The organism is Flexivirga oryzae (genome assembly GCF_014190805.1).
Taxonomy (GTDB): domain Bacteria; phylum Actinomycetota; class Actinomycetes; order Actinomycetales; family Dermatophilaceae; genus Flexivirga; species Flexivirga oryzae.
Genome location: NZ_JACHVQ010000001.1, coordinates 1,602,854 through 1,619,640 on the forward strand (window position 1 = coordinate 1,602,854; position 16,787 = coordinate 1,619,640).

The window sequence follows — 16,787 nt, forward strand, 5'->3', positions numbered from 1 at the left end:
CGGGCCGACCGGTCCGGAGCCGCGGTCAGGCGCGGTCGCGCGATCGGATGAGACAGTCCACCTCGACCTCCAGCACCGGTTTGCCGAGCTGATTGCGCAGCCGCCCCTGGATGACCACCGCACACCGGCCGGGGCCGTCCGGCACGACGGACAGCATGGTCACCGAGCAGCTCAGCCCATCGCCGGCGCGGACCGGGCGCAGGAACCTCACCTCCCGCAGGGCGCGACCGGCGATGACGTCGTACTTGTTGTAGACCGCCTCGACGGCGAGCTTCTGATAGATCGACAGCGTGTGCAGACCGCTCGCGATCAGCCCACCGAAGTCACTGGTCGCCGCGAGCTGCGGGTCCACGTGGAAGTATTGCGGGTCCCACGCCGATGCGTAGGCGATGATCGCTTCCTCCGTGACGTCCAGCGTGCCGCAGTCGAACTCCTGCATGACCGGGATGTCCTCGGCCGGCAGCAGACGCCCGGCCGACCGGTCGATGGGCGACGCATCCAGGAACCAGCCGTGCACCATGCCGTCCGGTCGGCCGCGTTCGAGGAAGTATTCGGTGCCGAACGATTTCGCGAAGACGTCCGGGGGCATCGCCATGAACATGCCGATGTCGGACACCTGGCTGCGGTGCGATCGCATCGCGGCGCGAATGCGATCCAGGTAGTCGGAAACGTCGACTGCCCAATGGAGTTCGGCTTCCGGCATACCCATCGGGTTGCCGTCGTCCATCGGGCCGTCCGGGTCGAAGTTCATGTCGAGCCCGGCGGCTCGCGCCGCGTCCGCCTGCGCCCGCATGGCGTCGCGGTTCATCGTCTCTTCGAGCACCCGTGGGGTGCGCGCCGCACGCTCGGCCGCGGCGTAGGTGACGGCGTGCACCTTGACGTGATCGGGGTGGCCGTAGCTGCCGTGCCAGTCGTAACCGACCAGGACGTCGGCGTCCTCCTCGTCGAGGATCGCGGCGAGTCGCGCCGCGGCGTCCTCGAGCGGTGCCTGGTGGAAGGACTCCGGGTCGGAGTTCTGCTCCCAACCGGTCATGCCGGAGTCGTGGTAGCCCAGCCAGGCGACGCGCGCAGTGCCGGTGACCCGTGCCGACGCCTCGGCCTCGGCACGACGCCGGGCCGCCAAGGACTCGCCGGGGGCCAGGTCGTCGGGCACTTCGCCGTGCTCGCCGCCGGTGGCGTAGACGACCACCACGCGATGACCCTCGTCCGAAGCGCGTGACATGGAGCCGGCGGTCTGCGAACTCTCGTCGTCGGGATGCGCGTGGAAGAAGACGATGGTCGACATTCCAGGAATTTTGGCACCACGCGCCGACACCGGGTAGAAGAGGGTCATGACGTCAGCCGAGATGCGAAGGGATCCCCATCCGCTGACCGGGCAGCCCTTCGAGTCACCCGTGCCGGCCGGGACCGGGTGGCCGGGGGACCGCGCCACCGGTGACACCCCGGTGGCCGGCACGCCTGCCGCGGTGCGTCGCCTGGCCCGATCGGCGGGGACGATCGACGAACTCGACGCGCGCATCTCGGTCTGCCGCGCCTGCCCGAGGCTCGTCGCGTGGCGGGAGGAGGTCGCCACGACCGGTCGTCGACGGTCGTTCGCGCAGGAGCCCTACTGGGGGCGGCCGGTGCCTGCCTTCGGCGATGTCGACGCCACACGGCTCATCGTCGGGCTGGCGCCGGCGGCGAACGGCGCGAACCGCACGGGACGGATGTTCACCGGTGACCGGTCGGGGGACTGGCTCTTCGCCGCGCTCCACCGTGCCGGGTTCGCGAATCAGCCGTCCTCGATGAGCGCCGGAGACGGCCTGCAACTGCGCGGGATCCGGATCACCGCCCCGGTCCGCTGCGCACCGCCGGCGAACAAGCCGACCACCGCCGAGAAGGCCACCTGCGCGCCGTGGCTGGAACGGGAGCTGCAACTGTCGGCCGACACGCTGCGCGTCATTCTCACGTTGGGCGGGATCGGCTGGGACACAACCATTTCCACCGCCCGGACGCTCGGCTGGGAGGTGCCGCGGCCGAAGCCGAAGTTCGGGCACGGTGCCCGAGCGACGTTGCTGACGCCGAACGGACCGGTCGAGCTGGTGGGGTGCTACCACGTGAGCCAGCAGAACACCTTCACCGGGCGACTCACCGAGTCCATGCTGGACGACGTGCTCGCGCTGGTGCGCGAACTCGGCTGAGACGCGCCGGGCGTCATACCGAGGGGGCGACCAGGACGCAGAACTCGGTGCCGTCCGGGTCGGCGAAGCCAACGGCCCCGCGGCATACCGGGCCGGCCCATCGGGTCGCGCCGAGGGACGTCAGCTGCGTTGCGGCATCAGCGAGTTCGGCCTCCGACCGGACCGCCAGGTCGAGGTGAACCCGGTTGTAACCGGTCTGGGGCTCAATAGGCTCGCCGCCCCAGCTGATCTTGCTGCCGCCCGAGGGCGCCTGGATCGCCGTCTCCTGCTCCTGGTCCCAGACCAGCGGCCATTGCAGGGCCCTGCTCCAGAAGTAGCCCACGGCCTGACTGCCGTCGCAGGCGAGGCACCCGATGGTGCCCGTCCCGGCGAGGAAGTTGTTGCCGGGCGGGATGACACAGAACTCGTTGTCCTCCGGATCCGCCATGACGGTGTGCTCCGCATCGGCGCCCTGACCGATGTCGATGCGGCGGCCACCGGCGTCGAGCGCGCGGGCGACGGTCAGCCCCTGATCGGCGTGGGACGAACTGGTCAGATCGAAGTGCCCACGGTTCGGGGTCGTCTTCGGCTCGGCGCGCGGGACGAAACGGATCAGCGGCTGCCCGGCGTTCGTGACCGGGAGCTGGACGCCGCCGCGGTCGTCCGGCCCGACGGGCCGGTCCAGGACCGCGGACCAGAAGTCCGCCTCGTGGGACGGATCCTGGGCTCCGAAGGTGATCGCGAACAGTCGAACGGACATGGGCGCCTCCGTGGGGGTGGGGTGCCCACGACGCTAGGCACCGATCGGGTGGCGGACAACGCAATTTTCGCCGTCAGGTGGACCTCGTCGCCCTGACAGCGGTCGGATGTGGGACCGTTCGAGGGTGAACTTGCCACACGATGACATCGATCCGGACGGCCTGCTCGAGTACTCGGTCGTCTTCACCGACCGCTCGCTCAACCACATGTCCCAGCGTTTCGTGCGGGTCATGCAGGACACCATCGACGTGCTGCGGAGCACCTACGGCGCGCACACCGTCGCGATCGTTCCCGGCGGCGGCTCCTACGGGATGGAGGCCATCGCCCGTCAGCTGGCCACCGGACGGCGCGCGCTCGTCATACGCAACGGCGCCTTCTCCTACCGCTGGTCCCAGATCTTCGACGCCGGACACATCACCGACGACGTCACCGTCTGCGCCGCGCGTCCGCTGAGTGACGAGCACCAGGCGGCCTGGCAGCCGGCACCGGTCGACGAGGTCGTCGCGCAGATCCGCGAGAAGCGGCCCGAGGTCGTGTTCGCACCGCACGTCGAGACCGCGTCCGGCATCGTGCTGCCCGACGACTACGTGCGCGCGGTGTCCGCGGCGGTCCACGAGGTCGGCGGCCTGTTCGTGCTCGACTGCGTGGCGTCGGGTGCGCTGTGGGTCGACATGGGCGACCTCGGTGTGGACGTGCTGCTCACCGCGCCGCAGAAGGGCTGGAGCGGTACACCGTGTGCGGGTTACGTGATGCTGAACGAGGCCGCGCGTGCCGCCGTGGAGGACTCCACCTCCAGCAGCTTCGCGATGGACCTGAAGAAGTGGCTGTGGATCACCGAGTCGTATGTCGAGGGCCAGACGCCCTACCACGCGACCATGCCGACGGACGGCCTCGCACACAACGCGGCCCTGATGTTGGAGGCCCGCGACCTCGGACTCGAGAAGCTGCGTGCCGCGCAGGCCGAACTTGGCACGAAGGTGCGCGCGGTGCTCGCGGAGGCGGGCTTCCGGTCCGTGGCGGCGGACGAATTCGCCTCGCCCAGCGTCGTTGTCGTCCACACCGACGACCCCGAGCTGAAGACCGGTGCCAAGATCAAGCAGGTGGGTGTCCAGGTCGCTGCCGGTGTGCCCCTGCAGTGCGGCGAACCCGCGGACTTCGGGGCGTTCCGGATCGGGCTCTTCGGCCTGGACAAGCTGGGCGACGTCGACGGCACCGTCGAGCGCTTCAAGACCGCGCTGGACGAACTCGGCGATTGACGCTCGGAGCCCCCATTGACGCTCCAGACACCGGTTGACGGCGCAATTGCGCCGTCAACCGGTGTTCTGACCGTCAACCGGTGGTGCGGCCTCGATCGAGAAGCTGGGCGGCGCGATCGTGCGGGCGGCATACAACGACGCGCACGAGCGTCGGGCAGTGGTCTACGACAACATGGGCAACGGGCTGGTCTTCTACCAGCCGTTGCAGCGCTGACCCGGTCAGCCCTCCTTCGGGATGCGGCCCATCAGGTAGAACTCCTTGTTGGGCATCAGGCCGCTCCAGTGGACCAAACGGTTGCTCATCGCGAAGAATGCCGTGATGGTGCCGACGTCGTAGATGTCCTCCTCGGAGAGGCCGTGCCGACGCAACCCGTCCAGATCGGCGTCGACGATCTCCGACGGCCGCACCGACAGCTTCACCGCAGCCTCGATGATGGCGTACTGCCGCTCGTCCAGGTCGGCCTTGCGCCAGTCGGTCGCCAATTGGTCTGAGATGTAAGGGTTCTTCGTCCGGATGCGGGCGATCGCGCCATGGGCGACCACGCAGTAGAGACACGAGTTCGCGGCGCTCGTCGCCACGACGATCATCTCCCGTTCGGCCTTGCTCAGCCCCGGCGTCTCCCGGTCCATGAGCGAGTCGTGGAAATCGAAGAAGGCGCGCATCTCGTCGGGTCGCTGGGCGATCCCGATGAAGACGTTCGGGATGAAGCCCGACTTCTCGCTCACCGCGAGGATGCGATCCCGCAGGTCCTGCGGCAGGTCGTCCACGTCGACGACGGGGAAGCGCTTCATGATCTCGGGGTCCATGTGTCCGGTCATCGCGGTCTCCTTCTCTCTCATTCCACAGTGCTCAAGGGGTTTCGTCGATCCACTCGGTGTAGAAGTCGGGCATGGCCGATGCCTGCCCGGTGAAGTCGGGCGTGCGCTTCTCCAGGAATGCCGCGACGCCCTCCTTGCCATCGCCGACACTCGACCAGAACATGCCGAGCGAGTCGACCCGGTGTGCGTCCGCCGGGTGGTCGAACGCCGCATTGCGGCGCAGCATCTGGCGGGTCAGCGCGACGGCCACAGGGGACCTGCCCTTGGTCCACCGGTCGGCCAACGCCCGCGCCGCCGGCAGCAACTGCGCCGGTTCGTATGCCGCTGTGGCCAAACCGTTTTCGACCGTTGCGTTCGCATCGAGTATGTCGGCGGACAGCGCGAGATCGAGGGCGCGGGGCATCCCGACGACACGGGGCAGGAACCAGGTCGACGCCGCCTCCGGCACGATGCCGAGCCGGCCGAAGACCAGCCCGAACCGTGCGGCGGTGGACACCAGTCTGGCGTCCATCGCCAGCGTCATGGTGGCGCCGATGCCGACGGCGGGGCCGTTGATGGCGGCGATCACCGGCTTGCGGCAGTCGTGGATCGCGAGCGTCACCCGTCCGCCGGTGTCACGCACCCGCGCGATCTCCGGGTTGCTCAGATCCGCCATGTCAGCGAGGGTGGGTCGAGCCGCCTCATCCAGGCCGAACACGTTGCCCTCCGACGACAGGTCCATCCCGGCACAGAACGCGCGTCCGGCGCCGGTGACGATCACTGCCCGCACGGAGTCGTCACCGTTGACTTCACGGAAGGTCCGCTCGAGTTCATCGGCCATGGTGACCGTGAAGGCGTTCAACTGGTCGGGGCGGCTCAGAGTCACCGTCAGGACTCCGTCCTCGACGCTTCGCTGCAGGGTCTGCAGAGTCATGCGGTGTCCTTCCGGCGGAGTTTGTTCCGCACCGACCCTAGTCGCAGCAGACCTGAGACGTACGGCCCCGTGTGGCACCATGCCAAAGCATGGGACGGATCGAGGACTACGCACTTCTCGGCGATCTGCAGACCGCTGCGCTGGTCAGCTCGGAGGGTTCGGTGGATTGGCTGTGCTTGCCGCGTTTCGACTCACCCGCGTGTTTTGCGGCGCTCCTTGATGACCCGGGTGCCGGCCGGTGGAAACTCGCGCCCGGCGGTGCTGGACCGTGCACCAGCAGGCACTACGTCGAAGACTCTCTGGTGCTCGAAACTGAATGGGAGACAGACGAAGGCACCGTTCGAGTCATCGACTTCATGCCTCCGCGTGAACACGCTCCGGACATCGTGCGGATCGTCGAGGGGGTCAGCGGCAGCGTGCAGATGTATGGCGAGCTCACGCTCCGCTTCGACTACGGGAAGGTCCGCCCGTGGGTGCACCACGACGATGATCAGATCCTGGCGGTCGCCGGCCCCGACGCCGTCCGGTTGCGCACACCGGCACCGACGCGTGGCCACGAGTGGTCGACCGTGTCGGAGTTCACGGTCCACGCCGGTGACCGGGTGCCGTTCGTCCTGACCTGGTCACCCAGTTATCAGCGCCGTCCAGATCCTGTCGATGCGGAGCAAGCGCTCCAGGACACGCTCGGTTACTGGCACGGGTGGGCTGAGCGAGGCCACGACCTGACCGGCCCGTACCGCGATGCGATCAAGCGATCGCTGCTCACCCTGAAGGCGCTGACCTACCAACCGACCGGTGGGATCGTCGCAGCAGCCACCACTTCGCTGCCGGAGCAGGTGGGCGGATCTCGCAACTGGGATTACCGGTATTGCTGGCTGCGGGATGCGACATACACCCTGCAGGCGCTCATTGCCGGCGGCTACCTCGACGAGGCGAACGCGTGGCGCGAGTGGCTGCTACGCGCGGTCGCCGGGGATCCCGCTGACCTCCAGATCATGTACAGCCTCGACGGCACTCGAAGGCTGAGTGAGAGCGAGTTGGACTGGCTTCGTGGCTATGAGGATTCGGCGCCGGTACGGGTCGGCAACGCGGCCGCGGGCCAGCTGCAACTGGACGTCTGGGGTGAGACACTGGACGGCTTGGCCCTGGCACGTGAGTCGGGACTGGCCGCCACTGAGGATGCCTGGGACCTGCAGGTTCTGCTGATGGAGCACCTCGAGAGTGTCTGGAACGACAAGGACAACGGCCTCTGGGAGGTGCGTGGCCCACGTCGGCACTTCACACATTCGAAGGTGATGGCCTGGGTGGCCGCCGACCGCATGGCGAAGGCGGTGCGCCGGCACCACTCACTACACGGTCCCGCGGATCGGTGGGAGGCGTTGCGTGACACCATCCACGCGGACGTGCTCGCCCACGGATTCGACGCGGACCGCAACACCTTCGTCCAGTCGTATGGCGAGACGGCACTCGATGCCAGCCTGCTGATCATTCCCCGCGTCGGCTTCCTGTGCGGCGACGACCCGCGGATGCTGGGCACCATCGACGCGATCAACCGCGAGCTCACCCAGGACGGACTGGTACTGCGTTATCAGAACTCCGCGTCGGACGACGGTCTCCCTGGTGATGAGGGTGTGTTCCTTGCGTGCTCCTTCTGGATGGTCGACGCGCTGCACCTTGCGGGGCGCCAGGAGGACGCGATCCAGCTGTTCGATCGGCTGCTGGCGCTGCGCAATGACGTCGGGTTGCTGAGTGAGGAGTGGGATCCGACCCAGCAGCGTCAACTCGGCAACACCCCGCAGGCGTTCAGCCATTTCGCCCTCGTGACCAGTGGGCTGCAGCTGCACGCCGGCCGCGGTCACGGCAGCCACGAGCCGATCTGGCATCCCGGTATCCCGGGGGAGGTCCCGCGGTGAGTCACACGCTGCTACGTTCAGGAAGATGAGTGACGCTCCTGAGATCGACATCAAGCCCCGCAGCCGCGACGTCACCGACGGTCTGGAGAAGACCGCGTCACGCGGGATGCTGCGGGCGGTGGGTATGGGCGATGAGGACTTCGCCAAACCGCAGATCGGGGTGGCGTCCAGTTGGAACGAGATCACGCCGTGCAACCTGTCCCTGGACCGGCTCGCCGAGGCGGTGAAGAACGGCGTCCACGCGGCCGGCGGCTACCCACTGGAGTTCGGGACCATCTCGGTGTCCGACGGCATCTCGATGGGCCACGAGGGGATGCACTTCTCGCTCGTTTCCCGCGAGATCATTGCGGATTCGGTCGAGTGCGTGATGATGGCCGAGCGCATGGACGGGTCAGTGCTGTTGGCCGGTTGTGACAAGAGTCTGCCCGGCATGTTGATGGCTGCCGCCCGCCTCGACCTCGCATCGGTGTTCCTCTACGCGGGCTCGACCATGCCGGGGCAGGTCGACGGCAAGGACGTCACGATCATCGACGCGTTCGAAGCTGTCGGGGCGTGCCTGAAAGGCCTTATCTCGCGCGACGAGGTCGATCGCATCGAACGCGCGATCTGCCCGGGGGAGGGCGCCTGCGGCGGCATGTACACCGCGAACACGATGGCGTCCATCGCCGAGGCGATGGGTATGTCGCTGCCCGGCTCCGCGGCGCCACCGGCCGTGGATCGCCGCCGCGACGGATACGCCCACCGGTCGGGTGCTGCCGTGGTCGAGCTGTTGCGGCAGGGGATCACCGCACGGCAGATCATGACGATGGAGGCGTTCGAGAACGCCATCACCGTCGTGATGGCGTTGGGTGGATCCACCAACGCCGTCCTCCACCTGCTGGCGATGGCGCGCGAGGCCGATGTCGACCTGACCATCGACGACTTCAACCGCATCGGCGACAAGGTGCCGCACCTCGGGGACCTGAAGCCGTTCGGGCGCTACGTGATGAACGACGTCGACAAGGTCGGCGGGATCCCGGTGGTCATGCGTGCGTTGTACGAGGCCGGGCTGATCCACGGTGACTGTGTCACCGTGACCGGGAAGACGGTCGCGGAGAACCTCGAGGAGCTCGCGCCGCCGGCGACCGACGGTGACGTGATCCGCTCGGTACAGAACCCGATCCACAAGTCCGGCGGGCTGAAGATCCTGAAGGGCTCACTGGCCCCCGAAGGTGCGGTCATCAAGAGCGCCGGCTTCGACGAGGACGTCTTCGAGGGCGCCGCGCGTGTCTTCGACGGTGAGCAGGCCGCCATGGCCGCTCTGGAGGACGGCGAGATCGTGGCGGGCGACGTTGTCGTCATACGGTACGAAGGCCCGAAGGGCGGGCCCGGTATGCGCGAGATGCTGGCGATCACCGGCGCGATCAAGGGGGCCGGTCTCGGCAAGGACGTGCTGCTGTTGACCGATGGACGCTTCTCCGGCGGCACCACGGGGGCGTGTGTCGGGCACGTGGCGCCGGAGGCGGTGGACCGTGGTCCGATCGCGTTCGTGCGCGATGGCGACCGGATCCGGCTCGACACGGCCAACCGGTTGCTCGAGCTGCTCGTCGACGACGCTGAACTGGCCGAGCGGGCGGAGGGCTGGGCACCGCCGGCGCCCAAGTACACCCGGGGCGTGCTGGCCAAGTACGCCAAGTTCGCCCAGTCCGCGTCACACGGGGCCGTCACCGGCTGAGCGGTCGTCCTGGTCGTGCGTGCTGCCGTGGGTCCGCGAGGACCCCGGGGTTCTCCTGCGCGCGCGCCCGGTCGGCCGGGATGCGCGAGAATGCAACGCCCGGGCGATCTTCCTGCGCCGGGCGGTGTCCAGTCCCGTCGCCCTGGCAACCACCCGCCGTGCCGACCACGCGTCGGCCTCGGGCAGGATCCAGCCACGCCACCTCGCCACAAGGCACAGACCAGCACCGGTGATGGTGGACGCAACCAATCCTGTTGTCGGATAACCGTTCTCGGTGCACGTCACGAGCACGACACTCGCGACGATCGCGCAGGTCGCGTACAGCGTGTTACCACCGAGCACCGTCGGCACACGACGCGTCACGATGTCGCGGATGGCGCCCCCGCCCACCGCGGTGATCGTGCCGAGCAGGATGGCGGGCAGCCAGCCCAGGCCGACCGAGAGACTCTTCTGGGCTCCTGCCGCGGCCCAGGTGCCCAGGGCGATGGCGTCGATCACGGGCCAGACCCGCTCCCAGACCGGGCCCCTGACGTTGGCCAGGTAGCTGATGGCGGCACCCGCGAAGGCGGTCAACAGGTAGGCGTAGTCGCGCAGTGCGACCGGCGGCCCGTGCTGCAGCAGGATGTCGCGCAGGATGCCGCCGCCCAGTCCTGACAGCACCGCGAACGTGACGAATCCGATCGGGTCGAGACGTTCTTTGCGGGCGATCAGGCCGCCCAGGATGGCGTTGGCGAAGACGCCCGTCAGATCGAGGATGCGGAAGAGCTCCGACAGGCCGTCCTGCTGCATGCGTCGCGCTTCCTCCTGCCCGGACCGATCGGTGCGATCTACCGTAGTCGGTTCCGGGCAGCACACGCGCGGCACGCGCCCAGCGCGCCGGACCACCGTCGGCTACGCCAGCAGGGTCACGCTGACGAGCAGGATCCCGGCAACCGCGAACGTCGCGTAGTCGTTGACCGATCCGGTGTGCAGCCGCCGCAGCCACCCGACGGGTCGCGGTTCGCCCCAGCGGATGTATGCCGCGGCGAGCAGGATCCCCGCGATGATCTCGCCGAGGCTGGTGACCAGGTCGGTGCCTCCGGAGAGCCCGGCCGGGATCGACAGAGCGGGCACCGTGCTCACGCCGGCGGTGGCGCCGGCCGCGTGGGCGCTGGTGTGCAGCACGAACGACGCTGCCGGCGCCGCGATCCTGGGCACGATCAGAGTCGGCAGCACGCCGAAGGCGGCACAACCGATCGCGAGTGATCCGAGGCCGATCCGCATCCCGATGTGCTGGGTCTCGAGGTGCTCGTACTCCTGCGCGCGCGGACGATAGAAGCCGAGGTATGTCGCCCGCGCGAGCGCGGCAACGGTCAACACCTGGGCTGTCAGAGCGAGCACGTGCACCACCGGATCGTCGGCAACGCCCTGGTGGATCAGGCCGAGCGATGCGTAGCCGTTGAGCGGCGGCACGCCGGAGATTGCCAGAGCCCCGACGGTGAACCCGGCGGTGAGTACCCGCCGCCGACGCCACAATCCACCTAGTTCCGAGAGCTTGCCCAGTCCCGTTGCGTGCAGCACCGCGCCCGCGCTGAGGAAGAGCAGCGCCTTGAAGAGACCGTGATTGGCCAGGTGGTAGACCGCACCCGAGATGCCTTCGGCGTCATTGCTGGCGAAGCCGACGACGATGATGCCGGCCTGGGACACCGTGTCCCAGGCGAGCAGCCGTTTGAGGTCGTCCTGCGCCAGGGCCAGGAGCGCGCCGACCACGGCCGAGGTGATCCCGAGCCCGAGGAGCAGGTCGTCGAGACGGGGCAGGACCGTGCGAGTGCAGATCAGCATCCGCACCAGTCCGACGACCCCGAGGTCGACCAGGACCGCGGAGAACATCGCCGACACCGCCCCGGGCCCGGCAGCGTGTGCGTCCGGCAACCACGCGTGGAAGGGGACCAACCCCGCCTTGATCGCATAGCCGCAGACCACGAGTGCCACGGCGACCGAGGTGCCGCGTGACGCCGCGCCTGGGAGCGCGTGCTGCAGTTGTCCGAAGTTGAGCGCGCCGGTGAGCGCGTAGAGCATCGCCGAGCCGGCGAAGATCACGAAACCGCCGATGGAGGTGAGGACGGTTGCCTTGAACGCTGCTTCCAGCGCAGTGGGTTGTTCGAGGAAGAACCCGGTCAGGCCGAAGCTGGCCAACCCGGCGACCTCGAACCATACGAACAGGTTGACGAGGTCGTCGGTCAGCGCCGAGCCGATGACGCCCGCGAGCATGAGCAGGGACAGGCAGGCCAGCAGCCCGAGCTCCCGGCGGCCGAGGTGCCCCAACTCGGACAGGGCGGAGGTCAGCAGTACCGCGCCGAGCGCCGCTGCGAGCAGCGCCACCACGATCCCGAACGGGTCTGCCGAGAATGCGATGCCGAGTGCCCGGCCGCGGAACGGTTGCTCGTCGCTGAGGTATGTCGTGATGACCTGGCCGTGTCCGGCCAGGACCTGGGTCGCGATGAGCAGCAGCACGCCGAGAGACACAGCCATCGCGCCGATACCGACGAGCAGGGGGAGCAGGCGGTGCAACCGCCCGACGAGCAGGGCGCCGATCGCGCCGACGATCGGGATGACGACGGGCAGCGGCAGCAGCGCCTGGACGTTCACCCCCGCAACGCCGTCGCGTCGGCCGCGTCCACGCTGCGGTAGTGCTGTGCAACCCGCACGACAAGCGTGAGAAACACTGCGGTGACGGCGATCCCGATCACGATGGCGGTCAGGCAGAAGTTCTGCAGCACCGGGTCCGAGACCGTCCCGTGCACCACGTCCTGCTGTGACTCGCCGGATGGCGGGTTGCTCAGCAGCGGCGCGGTCGCGCCCCTCCGATAGGCCATCGAGACCAGCAGCAGATAGGTGGACGCCTCCATCAGGGACAGCCCCATGACGATCTTGATCAGGTCACGGCGGGCGACGACGGCGAAGAGACCGATGCAGAAGACACAACCGGCCGCGACGTAATTGGCGACGATCATGTGCCCTGCCCCGGCGTCGTGGAGTCGTCGCCCGGGTCGTCATCGCGGATGGTCCAGTCCCGCCCCATGCCGAGCAGACTGAAGATCACGATGATGAGGCCCGTTGCGACCTCGACCATTTCGGCTCCCGAATAGAGTTGTGCGTTCCCTCCGGCAAGGATCGTCAGCGGCTGGGCGAGCGGCAGGACATTGGCGAACATGGACCCGTGTATGACGATGCCGGCCACACCGAGCGCTACGATCACCGCGGCACCCGCGAGTTCGACCGGCTCCACCACGGTCGTTCGCACGACGCGACGGACCGCCCGGTGACCGAGCGCGACATACACCAGCAGCACGACACCGGCGACCGCGGCACCCGCAGGGAACCCGCCACCCGGTGTGTAGCCCCACACGGCGGTGTAGACGGAAGCCACCGCAAGTAGCGGCACAGCCGTGCGCACCGCGACCCGGACGACGATGCTCATCCGGACCCGGCGTGTCTCGGACTCCTCGCCCGACTCGGCGCGGCGCGCCCTCCGCTCATCGCTGCTCTCCGGCTCGTCGGGGTCGAGCCGACATTGCTCGGCGTGTCCTTCGCTCGCCTCGCCCACGTACTCCGAGCGTGGTTCACGGGGGCGCGAGAGGGTGAGAACCACGACGACCGCGCCCAAGAGCAGGAACGTCTCGCCGAAGGTGTCGAATCCTCTGGATCCATAGACGATTTCGCTGACCACCTCGGCCTGGCCCCACACCGGTATGGCGATCTCCATGGCATGACGCGCAATGACCGGAAGAGCCGCGTTCTCGCGGGGGAGGGCCAGCAGCCCGATGAGGATGATCACCCCGAGCGCGAGCACGAGCGGGCCACCCAGCCACGGTCGGTGCCAGCCCGCGCGGACGTGCGGCTCGTGCCGAAGCCCGGGCGAGAGCCGGTCGTCACTCGTCACGGGCCGCGCTCCTCGCCGAGGTCCGCATTTTCGCGGATCACAGTGCGCAGTTTGCCGAGGGCGACGAAGTAGAGCACCGGCATGGCGACGGTGCCGACCACGATCTCGGCGAGTGCGACATCGGGTGCGGCCAGGACCACGAAACTCGCGGTGAGAACGACACCCATCGTCGACAACGCGAGGACGGACGCAGCGAGGTTGCGCAGCAGCACTGTGAGGGCTGCCGTCACGACGATGGCGAGCAGGCACAGATAGTCGAGGGCCCAGAACACGTTTCACTCCTCGTCCGGCGTGCTCGCGTCGAGTTCGTCATGCGCAGCTGCACCGGGGTGAACGGGGATACCGATCCGGTGCGCTGACCTGGCCAGCGCATGGCCTGCGGCGGGGCCCAGCAGCAGCGCGAGGAAACCCACGATGAGCGCACGACCGCCGTATGGCGTGACCGGCCCTTCGGCGACCACGAGTGCCACCAGGAACGGGACGAGTCCGAGTGTGCCGACGAGCGTGCAGCACTGGACCCGCAGATAGAAGTCCGGCATGCGCAACACCCCGACAACTCCGGTGATCTCGAAGGCGCATCCGACGACGCACAGGATCACCACGAGGGCAACGTTCACAGCAGGCCTCGTTCGAGATAGCGCGACCAGATGAACGAGGTGAGGTAGCCGAACGCAACCATCCAGATCGCCACGTCGAGGTAGGCCACCCGATCGGCCGCAACCGCGTAGAAGAGCACCGCCACGGCGAGCTGGATGCTGATGGCGTTGATCGCGACGATCCGATCGCTGACCGTCGGGCCGAGGCCGAGACGCACCAGCAGTGAACAGGCGATCGCCACCTGGGTGATGCAGACGACCAGCGCGACGGTTCTCATCAGCGAACCTCGCTGATGGCGTGTTCGACGCTGCCGGTGAGTGCCCGGCGCTGCTCTGCACGGTCGGGCCGAACACGCAACGTGTGGTAGAGCAGCACCGATCGACGCCGGTCCAGATCCACCAGTTGGTTGTCCGGCGTGAGCGAGGTGAGCAGCCCGACGGTCGCCAGGCCGCCGTCGCGGTGCTCGTCGGTGCCGATCGCGACCAGCCCGGACCCGGGCCGAGAGCCGCCGGACCAGACGACGCGGCTCAGCGACATACCCGCGACCAGGAGACGACCGCCCGAGGTGCCCGCTAGACGCATCAGTGCGACCAGTCGTCGCGGGTCGAGCACCGCCCAGGGACGGGCGACGGTGCCCAGCCCGTAGTTGCCGGCCGTGACTGCTCCCGCGAGGAGTGCGCCGCTCACGAGCTGTTCGGTCTCGGTCGACCAGGTGAGCACCAGCCAGCACAGGAACGCCCACACGAATGACGAGATCAGCGATCGTGCACTCCCGTCACGCATTCGGAGCATGCGCACACCAGCACCTCCTGCGTCTCGGAGCAGCTTCTCCACGGGGTCTCTTCCCCGGCGGAAGACATTTCAAACCCGAGCCCCGGTCCGGTTTGTGTCGCCGTCTCGTGGGTAACCGGTGATCGTCATGCCATCGGTATTCGAGGAGGCTCACATGGGCAACACGGTCGGTGACTACCTACTGCAACGCTTGCGTGAATGGGACGTGCGTCAGGTGTTCGGATACCCCGGCGACGGCATCAACGGGATCATGGCTGCTTGGGTGCGGGCCGACAACGATCCGAAGTTCATCCAGTCACGGCACGAGGAGATGAGCGCATTCGAAGCCGTCGGATACGCGAAGTTCTCCGACACTTTCGGGGTGTGCATCGCGACGTCCGGTCCGGGTGCGATCCACCTGTTGAACGGGCTGTACGACGCGAAGCTCGACCACGTTCCGGTGGTGGCGATCGCCGGCCAGACGAACCGTTCCGCAATGGGAGGTTCCTACCAGCAGGAAGTCGACCTGTTGTCCCTCTACAAGGACGTGGCGAGCGAATACGTCCAGATGGTCACCGTTCCGGAGCAGCTGCCGAACGTCCTGGACCGGGCGATCCGGGTCGCGCTTACCGAGCGTGCACCCACCGCGATCATCATCCCGGCGGACGTCCAGGAGTTGGAGTACACGGCGCCGACGCACGACTTCAAAATGGTGCCGTCCAGTCTCGGGATCGATCAGCCGCGAGCGGCCGCGGACGACGCCGCTTTGGCACGCGCGGCGGACGTGCTGAACGCCGGCAAGCGCGTCGCGATCCTGGCTGGTCAAGGGGCGAGAGGAGCGCGCGCGGAGCTGACCCAGGTAGCCGACCTCCTGGCGGCCGGGGTGGCGAAACCCTTGCTGGGCAAGGACGTGCTCTCCGACGAGCTGCCGTACGTCACCGGCTCGATCGGTTTGCTCGGCACCCGGCCCAGTTACGAAATGATGCGTGACTGCGACACATTGCTGACGGTCGGATCCAACTTCCCCTATTCGCAGTTCCTTCCGGAGTTCGGCGCGGCGAGAGCGGTACAGATCGACATCGACGGCAAGTTCATCGGAATGCGTTACCCGTACGAGGTCAATCTCGTGGGCGATGCCGCAGCCACCCTGCAGGCACTGTTGCCCAGGCTGTCGCGCAAGGACGATCGCTCCTGGCGCGAACGGATCGAAGCCGATGTGTCCCAGTGGTGGACGACGATGGAGGACGAGGCCGGTGTCCCTGCCGACCCGATCAACCCCATGCGCCTGTTCACCGAGTTCTCCTCCCGGATGCCGGACGACGCAATCGTGTCAGCGGACTCCGGGTCCGCCGCCAACTGGTACGCGAGGAACCTGCGCCTACGTGGTGATGCCCGCGGTTCCCTGTCCGGGACGCTGGCGACGATGGGACCCGCAGTGCCCTATGCGATCGGCGCGAAGTTCGCGCACCCCGACCGGCCTGCGGTCGCCTTCAGCGGGGACGGTGCGATGCAGATGAACGGCATGGCCGAGCTGCTGACGATCGCCAAGTACTGGCGGGAGTGGTCGGACCCACGTCTGATCGTCGCGGTGCTGCACAACAACGACCTCAATCAGGTCACCTGGGAGCTTCGCGCGATGCAGAATTCACCGAAATTCGTGGAATCCCAGTCACTTCCCGACGTCGACTATGCGGGCGTGGCACGTGAACTCGGTCTTGACGCGACGACGGTGACGAGCCCGGACGACATCGGCGCGGCCTGGGACACGGCCCTGAACGCGAGTCGTCCGACGGTGCTGGACGTGCACACCGATCCCGACGTGCCCCCGATCCCACCGCACGCGACGTTCGAGCAGGTGAAGTCGCTGGTCGAGGCGGTCGGCAAGGGCGACGAGAACGCCTGGGGACTCATCAAGGAAGGCATCAGGACGAAGGCGCAGGAGCTGTTCTCCTGATGTGGCGACG

Annotated in this window: 17 protein-coding genes; 5 read left to right on the top strand and 12 right to left on the bottom strand. The window is 67.9% G+C overall.

What is annotated here, in order from left to right:
• Nucleotides 1-25: 25 nt before the first annotated feature.
• Nucleotides 26-1,285, bottom strand: coding sequence for a PIG-L family deacetylase (locus FHU39_RS24935; RefSeq protein WP_183319748.1), 1,260 nt, complete (start codon nucleotides 1,283-1,285; stop codon nucleotides 26-28).
• Nucleotides 1,286-1,331: 46 nt separating this feature from the next.
• Here FHU39_RS24935 and FHU39_RS07375 point away from each other — a divergent pair, with 46 nt between their 5' ends.
• Complete coding sequence (locus tag FHU39_RS07375) at nucleotides 1,332-2,180, top strand: uracil-DNA glycosylase (RefSeq protein WP_183319749.1); 849 nt, start codon at nucleotides 1,332-1,334, stop codon at nucleotides 2,178-2,180.
• 13 nt (nucleotides 2,181-2,193) lie between these two features.
• Here FHU39_RS07375 and FHU39_RS07380 read toward each other — a convergent pair whose 3' ends face one another.
• Entirely contained in the window at nucleotides 2,194-2,919 is a 726-nt protein-coding gene (locus FHU39_RS07380; protein WP_183319750.1) for a VOC family protein, read from the bottom strand.
• Between the two features lie 124 nt (nucleotides 2,920-3,043).
• Here FHU39_RS07380 and FHU39_RS07385 point away from each other — a divergent pair, with 124 nt between their 5' ends.
• Nucleotides 3,044-4,174, top strand: coding sequence for a pyridoxal-phosphate-dependent aminotransferase family protein (locus tag FHU39_RS07385; protein ID WP_183319751.1), 1,131 nt, complete (start codon nucleotides 3,044-3,046; stop codon nucleotides 4,172-4,174).
• Nucleotides 4,175-4,393: 219 nt separating this feature from the next.
• Here FHU39_RS07385 and FHU39_RS07395 read toward each other — a convergent pair whose 3' ends face one another.
• Nucleotides 4,394-4,993, bottom strand: a complete 600-nt coding sequence (locus FHU39_RS07395; protein WP_246336178.1) for a peroxidase-related enzyme — start codon at nucleotides 4,991-4,993, stop codon at nucleotides 4,394-4,396.
• A 31-nt stretch (nucleotides 4,994-5,024) separates the two neighbouring features.
• The gene (locus FHU39_RS07400; protein WP_183319752.1) at nucleotides 5,025-5,906 is read right to left on the bottom strand and encodes a crotonase/enoyl-CoA hydratase family protein; all 882 of its coding nucleotides are present in this window, start codon (nucleotides 5,904-5,906) and stop codon (nucleotides 5,025-5,027) included.
• An 89-nt stretch (nucleotides 5,907-5,995) separates the two neighbouring features.
• Between FHU39_RS07400 and FHU39_RS07405 the strand changes: the two genes are divergently transcribed.
• Both FHU39_RS07405 and ilvD read left to right on the top strand, forming a co-directional pair.
• Nucleotides 5,996-7,819, top strand: coding sequence for a glycoside hydrolase family 15 protein (locus tag FHU39_RS07405; protein WP_183319753.1), 1,824 nt, complete (start codon nucleotides 5,996-5,998; stop codon nucleotides 7,817-7,819).
• A gap of 25 nt (nucleotides 7,820-7,844) precedes the next feature.
• Nucleotides 7,845-9,533: a dihydroxy-acid dehydratase gene (gene ilvD, locus FHU39_RS07410; protein ID WP_183319754.1), complete on the top strand. Its 1,689-nt coding sequence runs from the start codon at nucleotides 7,845-7,847 to the stop codon at nucleotides 9,531-9,533.
• Here the strand turns inward: ilvD and FHU39_RS07415 are convergent.
• The 8 genes from FHU39_RS07415 to FHU39_RS07450 all read right to left on the bottom strand — a co-directional run bounded on the left by FHU39_RS07415 (nucleotide 9,510) and on the right by FHU39_RS07450 (nucleotide 14,844).
• Nucleotides 9,510-10,322, bottom strand: coding sequence for a trimeric intracellular cation channel family protein (locus FHU39_RS07415; RefSeq protein WP_183319755.1), 813 nt, complete (start codon nucleotides 10,320-10,322; stop codon nucleotides 9,510-9,512). The genes ilvD and FHU39_RS07415 overlap by 24 nt on opposite strands.
• Before the next feature lie 102 nt (nucleotides 10,323-10,424).
• Nucleotides 10,425-12,161 carry a proton-conducting transporter transmembrane domain-containing protein gene (locus tag FHU39_RS07420; RefSeq protein WP_183319756.1) on the bottom strand — a complete coding sequence of 579 codons (1,737 nt, stop codon included), beginning with the start codon at nucleotides 12,159-12,161 and terminating at the stop codon, nucleotides 10,425-10,427.
• Nucleotides 12,158-12,526, bottom strand: a complete 369-nt coding sequence (locus FHU39_RS07425) for a sodium:proton antiporter (protein WP_183319757.1) — start codon at nucleotides 12,524-12,526, stop codon at nucleotides 12,158-12,160. The genes FHU39_RS07420 and FHU39_RS07425 overlap by 4 nt, the downstream gene beginning before the upstream one ends.
• Nucleotides 12,523-13,455 (bottom strand): MnhB domain-containing protein, encoded by a 933-nt coding sequence (locus FHU39_RS24940; protein WP_183319758.1) that lies wholly within the window; start codon nucleotides 13,453-13,455, stop codon nucleotides 12,523-12,525. The genes FHU39_RS07425 and FHU39_RS24940 overlap by 4 nt, the downstream gene beginning before the upstream one ends.
• On the bottom strand, nucleotides 13,452-13,727 hold the full coding sequence (locus tag FHU39_RS07435) for a hydrogenase subunit MbhD domain-containing protein (protein WP_183319759.1): 276 nt from the start codon (nucleotides 13,725-13,727) through the stop codon (nucleotides 13,452-13,454). The genes FHU39_RS24940 and FHU39_RS07435 overlap by 4 nt, the downstream gene beginning before the upstream one ends.
• 3 nt (nucleotides 13,728-13,730) lie before the next feature.
• Nucleotides 13,731-14,072 (bottom strand): monovalent cation/H(+) antiporter subunit G, encoded by a 342-nt coding sequence (locus tag FHU39_RS07440; protein ID WP_183319760.1) that lies wholly within the window; start codon nucleotides 14,070-14,072, stop codon nucleotides 13,731-13,733.
• Nucleotides 14,069-14,329, bottom strand: coding sequence for an MrpF/PhaF family protein (locus FHU39_RS07445; protein WP_183319761.1), 261 nt, complete (start codon nucleotides 14,327-14,329; stop codon nucleotides 14,069-14,071). The genes FHU39_RS07440 and FHU39_RS07445 overlap by 4 nt, the downstream gene beginning before the upstream one ends.
• Nucleotides 14,329-14,844 carry a Na+/H+ antiporter subunit E gene (locus tag FHU39_RS07450; RefSeq protein ID WP_246336430.1) on the bottom strand — a complete coding sequence of 172 codons (516 nt, stop codon included), beginning with the start codon at nucleotides 14,842-14,844 and terminating at the stop codon, nucleotides 14,329-14,331. The genes FHU39_RS07445 and FHU39_RS07450 overlap by 1 nt, the downstream gene beginning before the upstream one ends.
• Before the next feature lie 154 nt (nucleotides 14,845-14,998).
• Between FHU39_RS07450 and FHU39_RS07455 the strand changes: the two genes are divergently transcribed.
• Nucleotides 14,999-16,777, top strand: a complete 1,779-nt coding sequence (locus FHU39_RS07455; RefSeq protein ID WP_183319763.1) for a thiamine pyrophosphate-requiring protein — start codon at nucleotides 14,999-15,001, stop codon at nucleotides 16,775-16,777.
• The last annotated feature ends 10 nt before the right edge of the window (nucleotides 16,778-16,787 follow it).

Coding starts and splice junctions, on each gene's coding strand:
- FHU39_RS07375 (WP_183319749.1), top strand. CDS start 1,332: ATGACGTCAGCCGAGATGCGAAGGGATCCCCATCCGCTGACCGGGCAG.
- FHU39_RS07395 (WP_246336178.1), bottom strand. CDS start 4,993: ATGACCGGACACATGGACCCCGAGATCATGAAGCGCTTCCCCGTCGTC.
- FHU39_RS07455 (WP_183319763.1), top strand. CDS start 14,999: ATGGGCAACACGGTCGGTGACTACCTACTGCAACGCTTGCGTGAATGG.
- ilvD (WP_183319754.1), top strand. CDS start 7,845: ATGAGTGACGCTCCTGAGATCGACATCAAGCCCCGCAGCCGCGACGTC.
- FHU39_RS24935 (WP_183319748.1), bottom strand. CDS start 1,285: ATGTCGACCATCGTCTTCTTCCACGCGCATCCCGACGACGAGAGTTCG.
- FHU39_RS07405 (WP_183319753.1), top strand. CDS start 5,996: ATGGGACGGATCGAGGACTACGCACTTCTCGGCGATCTGCAGACCGCT.
- FHU39_RS07415 (WP_183319755.1), bottom strand. CDS start 10,322: ATGCAGCAGGACGGCCTGTCGGAGCTCTTCCGCATCCTCGATCTGACG.
- FHU39_RS07425 (WP_183319757.1), bottom strand. CDS start 12,526: ATGATCGTCGCCAATTACGTCGCGGCCGGTTGTGTCTTCTGCATCGGT.
- FHU39_RS07400 (WP_183319752.1), bottom strand. CDS start 5,906: ATGACTCTGCAGACCCTGCAGCGAAGCGTCGAGGACGGAGTCCTGACG.
- FHU39_RS07380 (WP_183319750.1), bottom strand. CDS start 2,919: ATGTCCGTTCGACTGTTCGCGATCACCTTCGGAGCCCAGGATCCGTCC.
- FHU39_RS07445 (WP_183319761.1), bottom strand. CDS start 14,329: ATGAGAACCGTCGCGCTGGTCGTCTGCATCACCCAGGTGGCGATCGCC.
- FHU39_RS07450 (WP_246336430.1), bottom strand. CDS start 14,844: ATGCTCCGAATGCGTGACGGGAGTGCACGATCGCTGATCTCGTCATTC.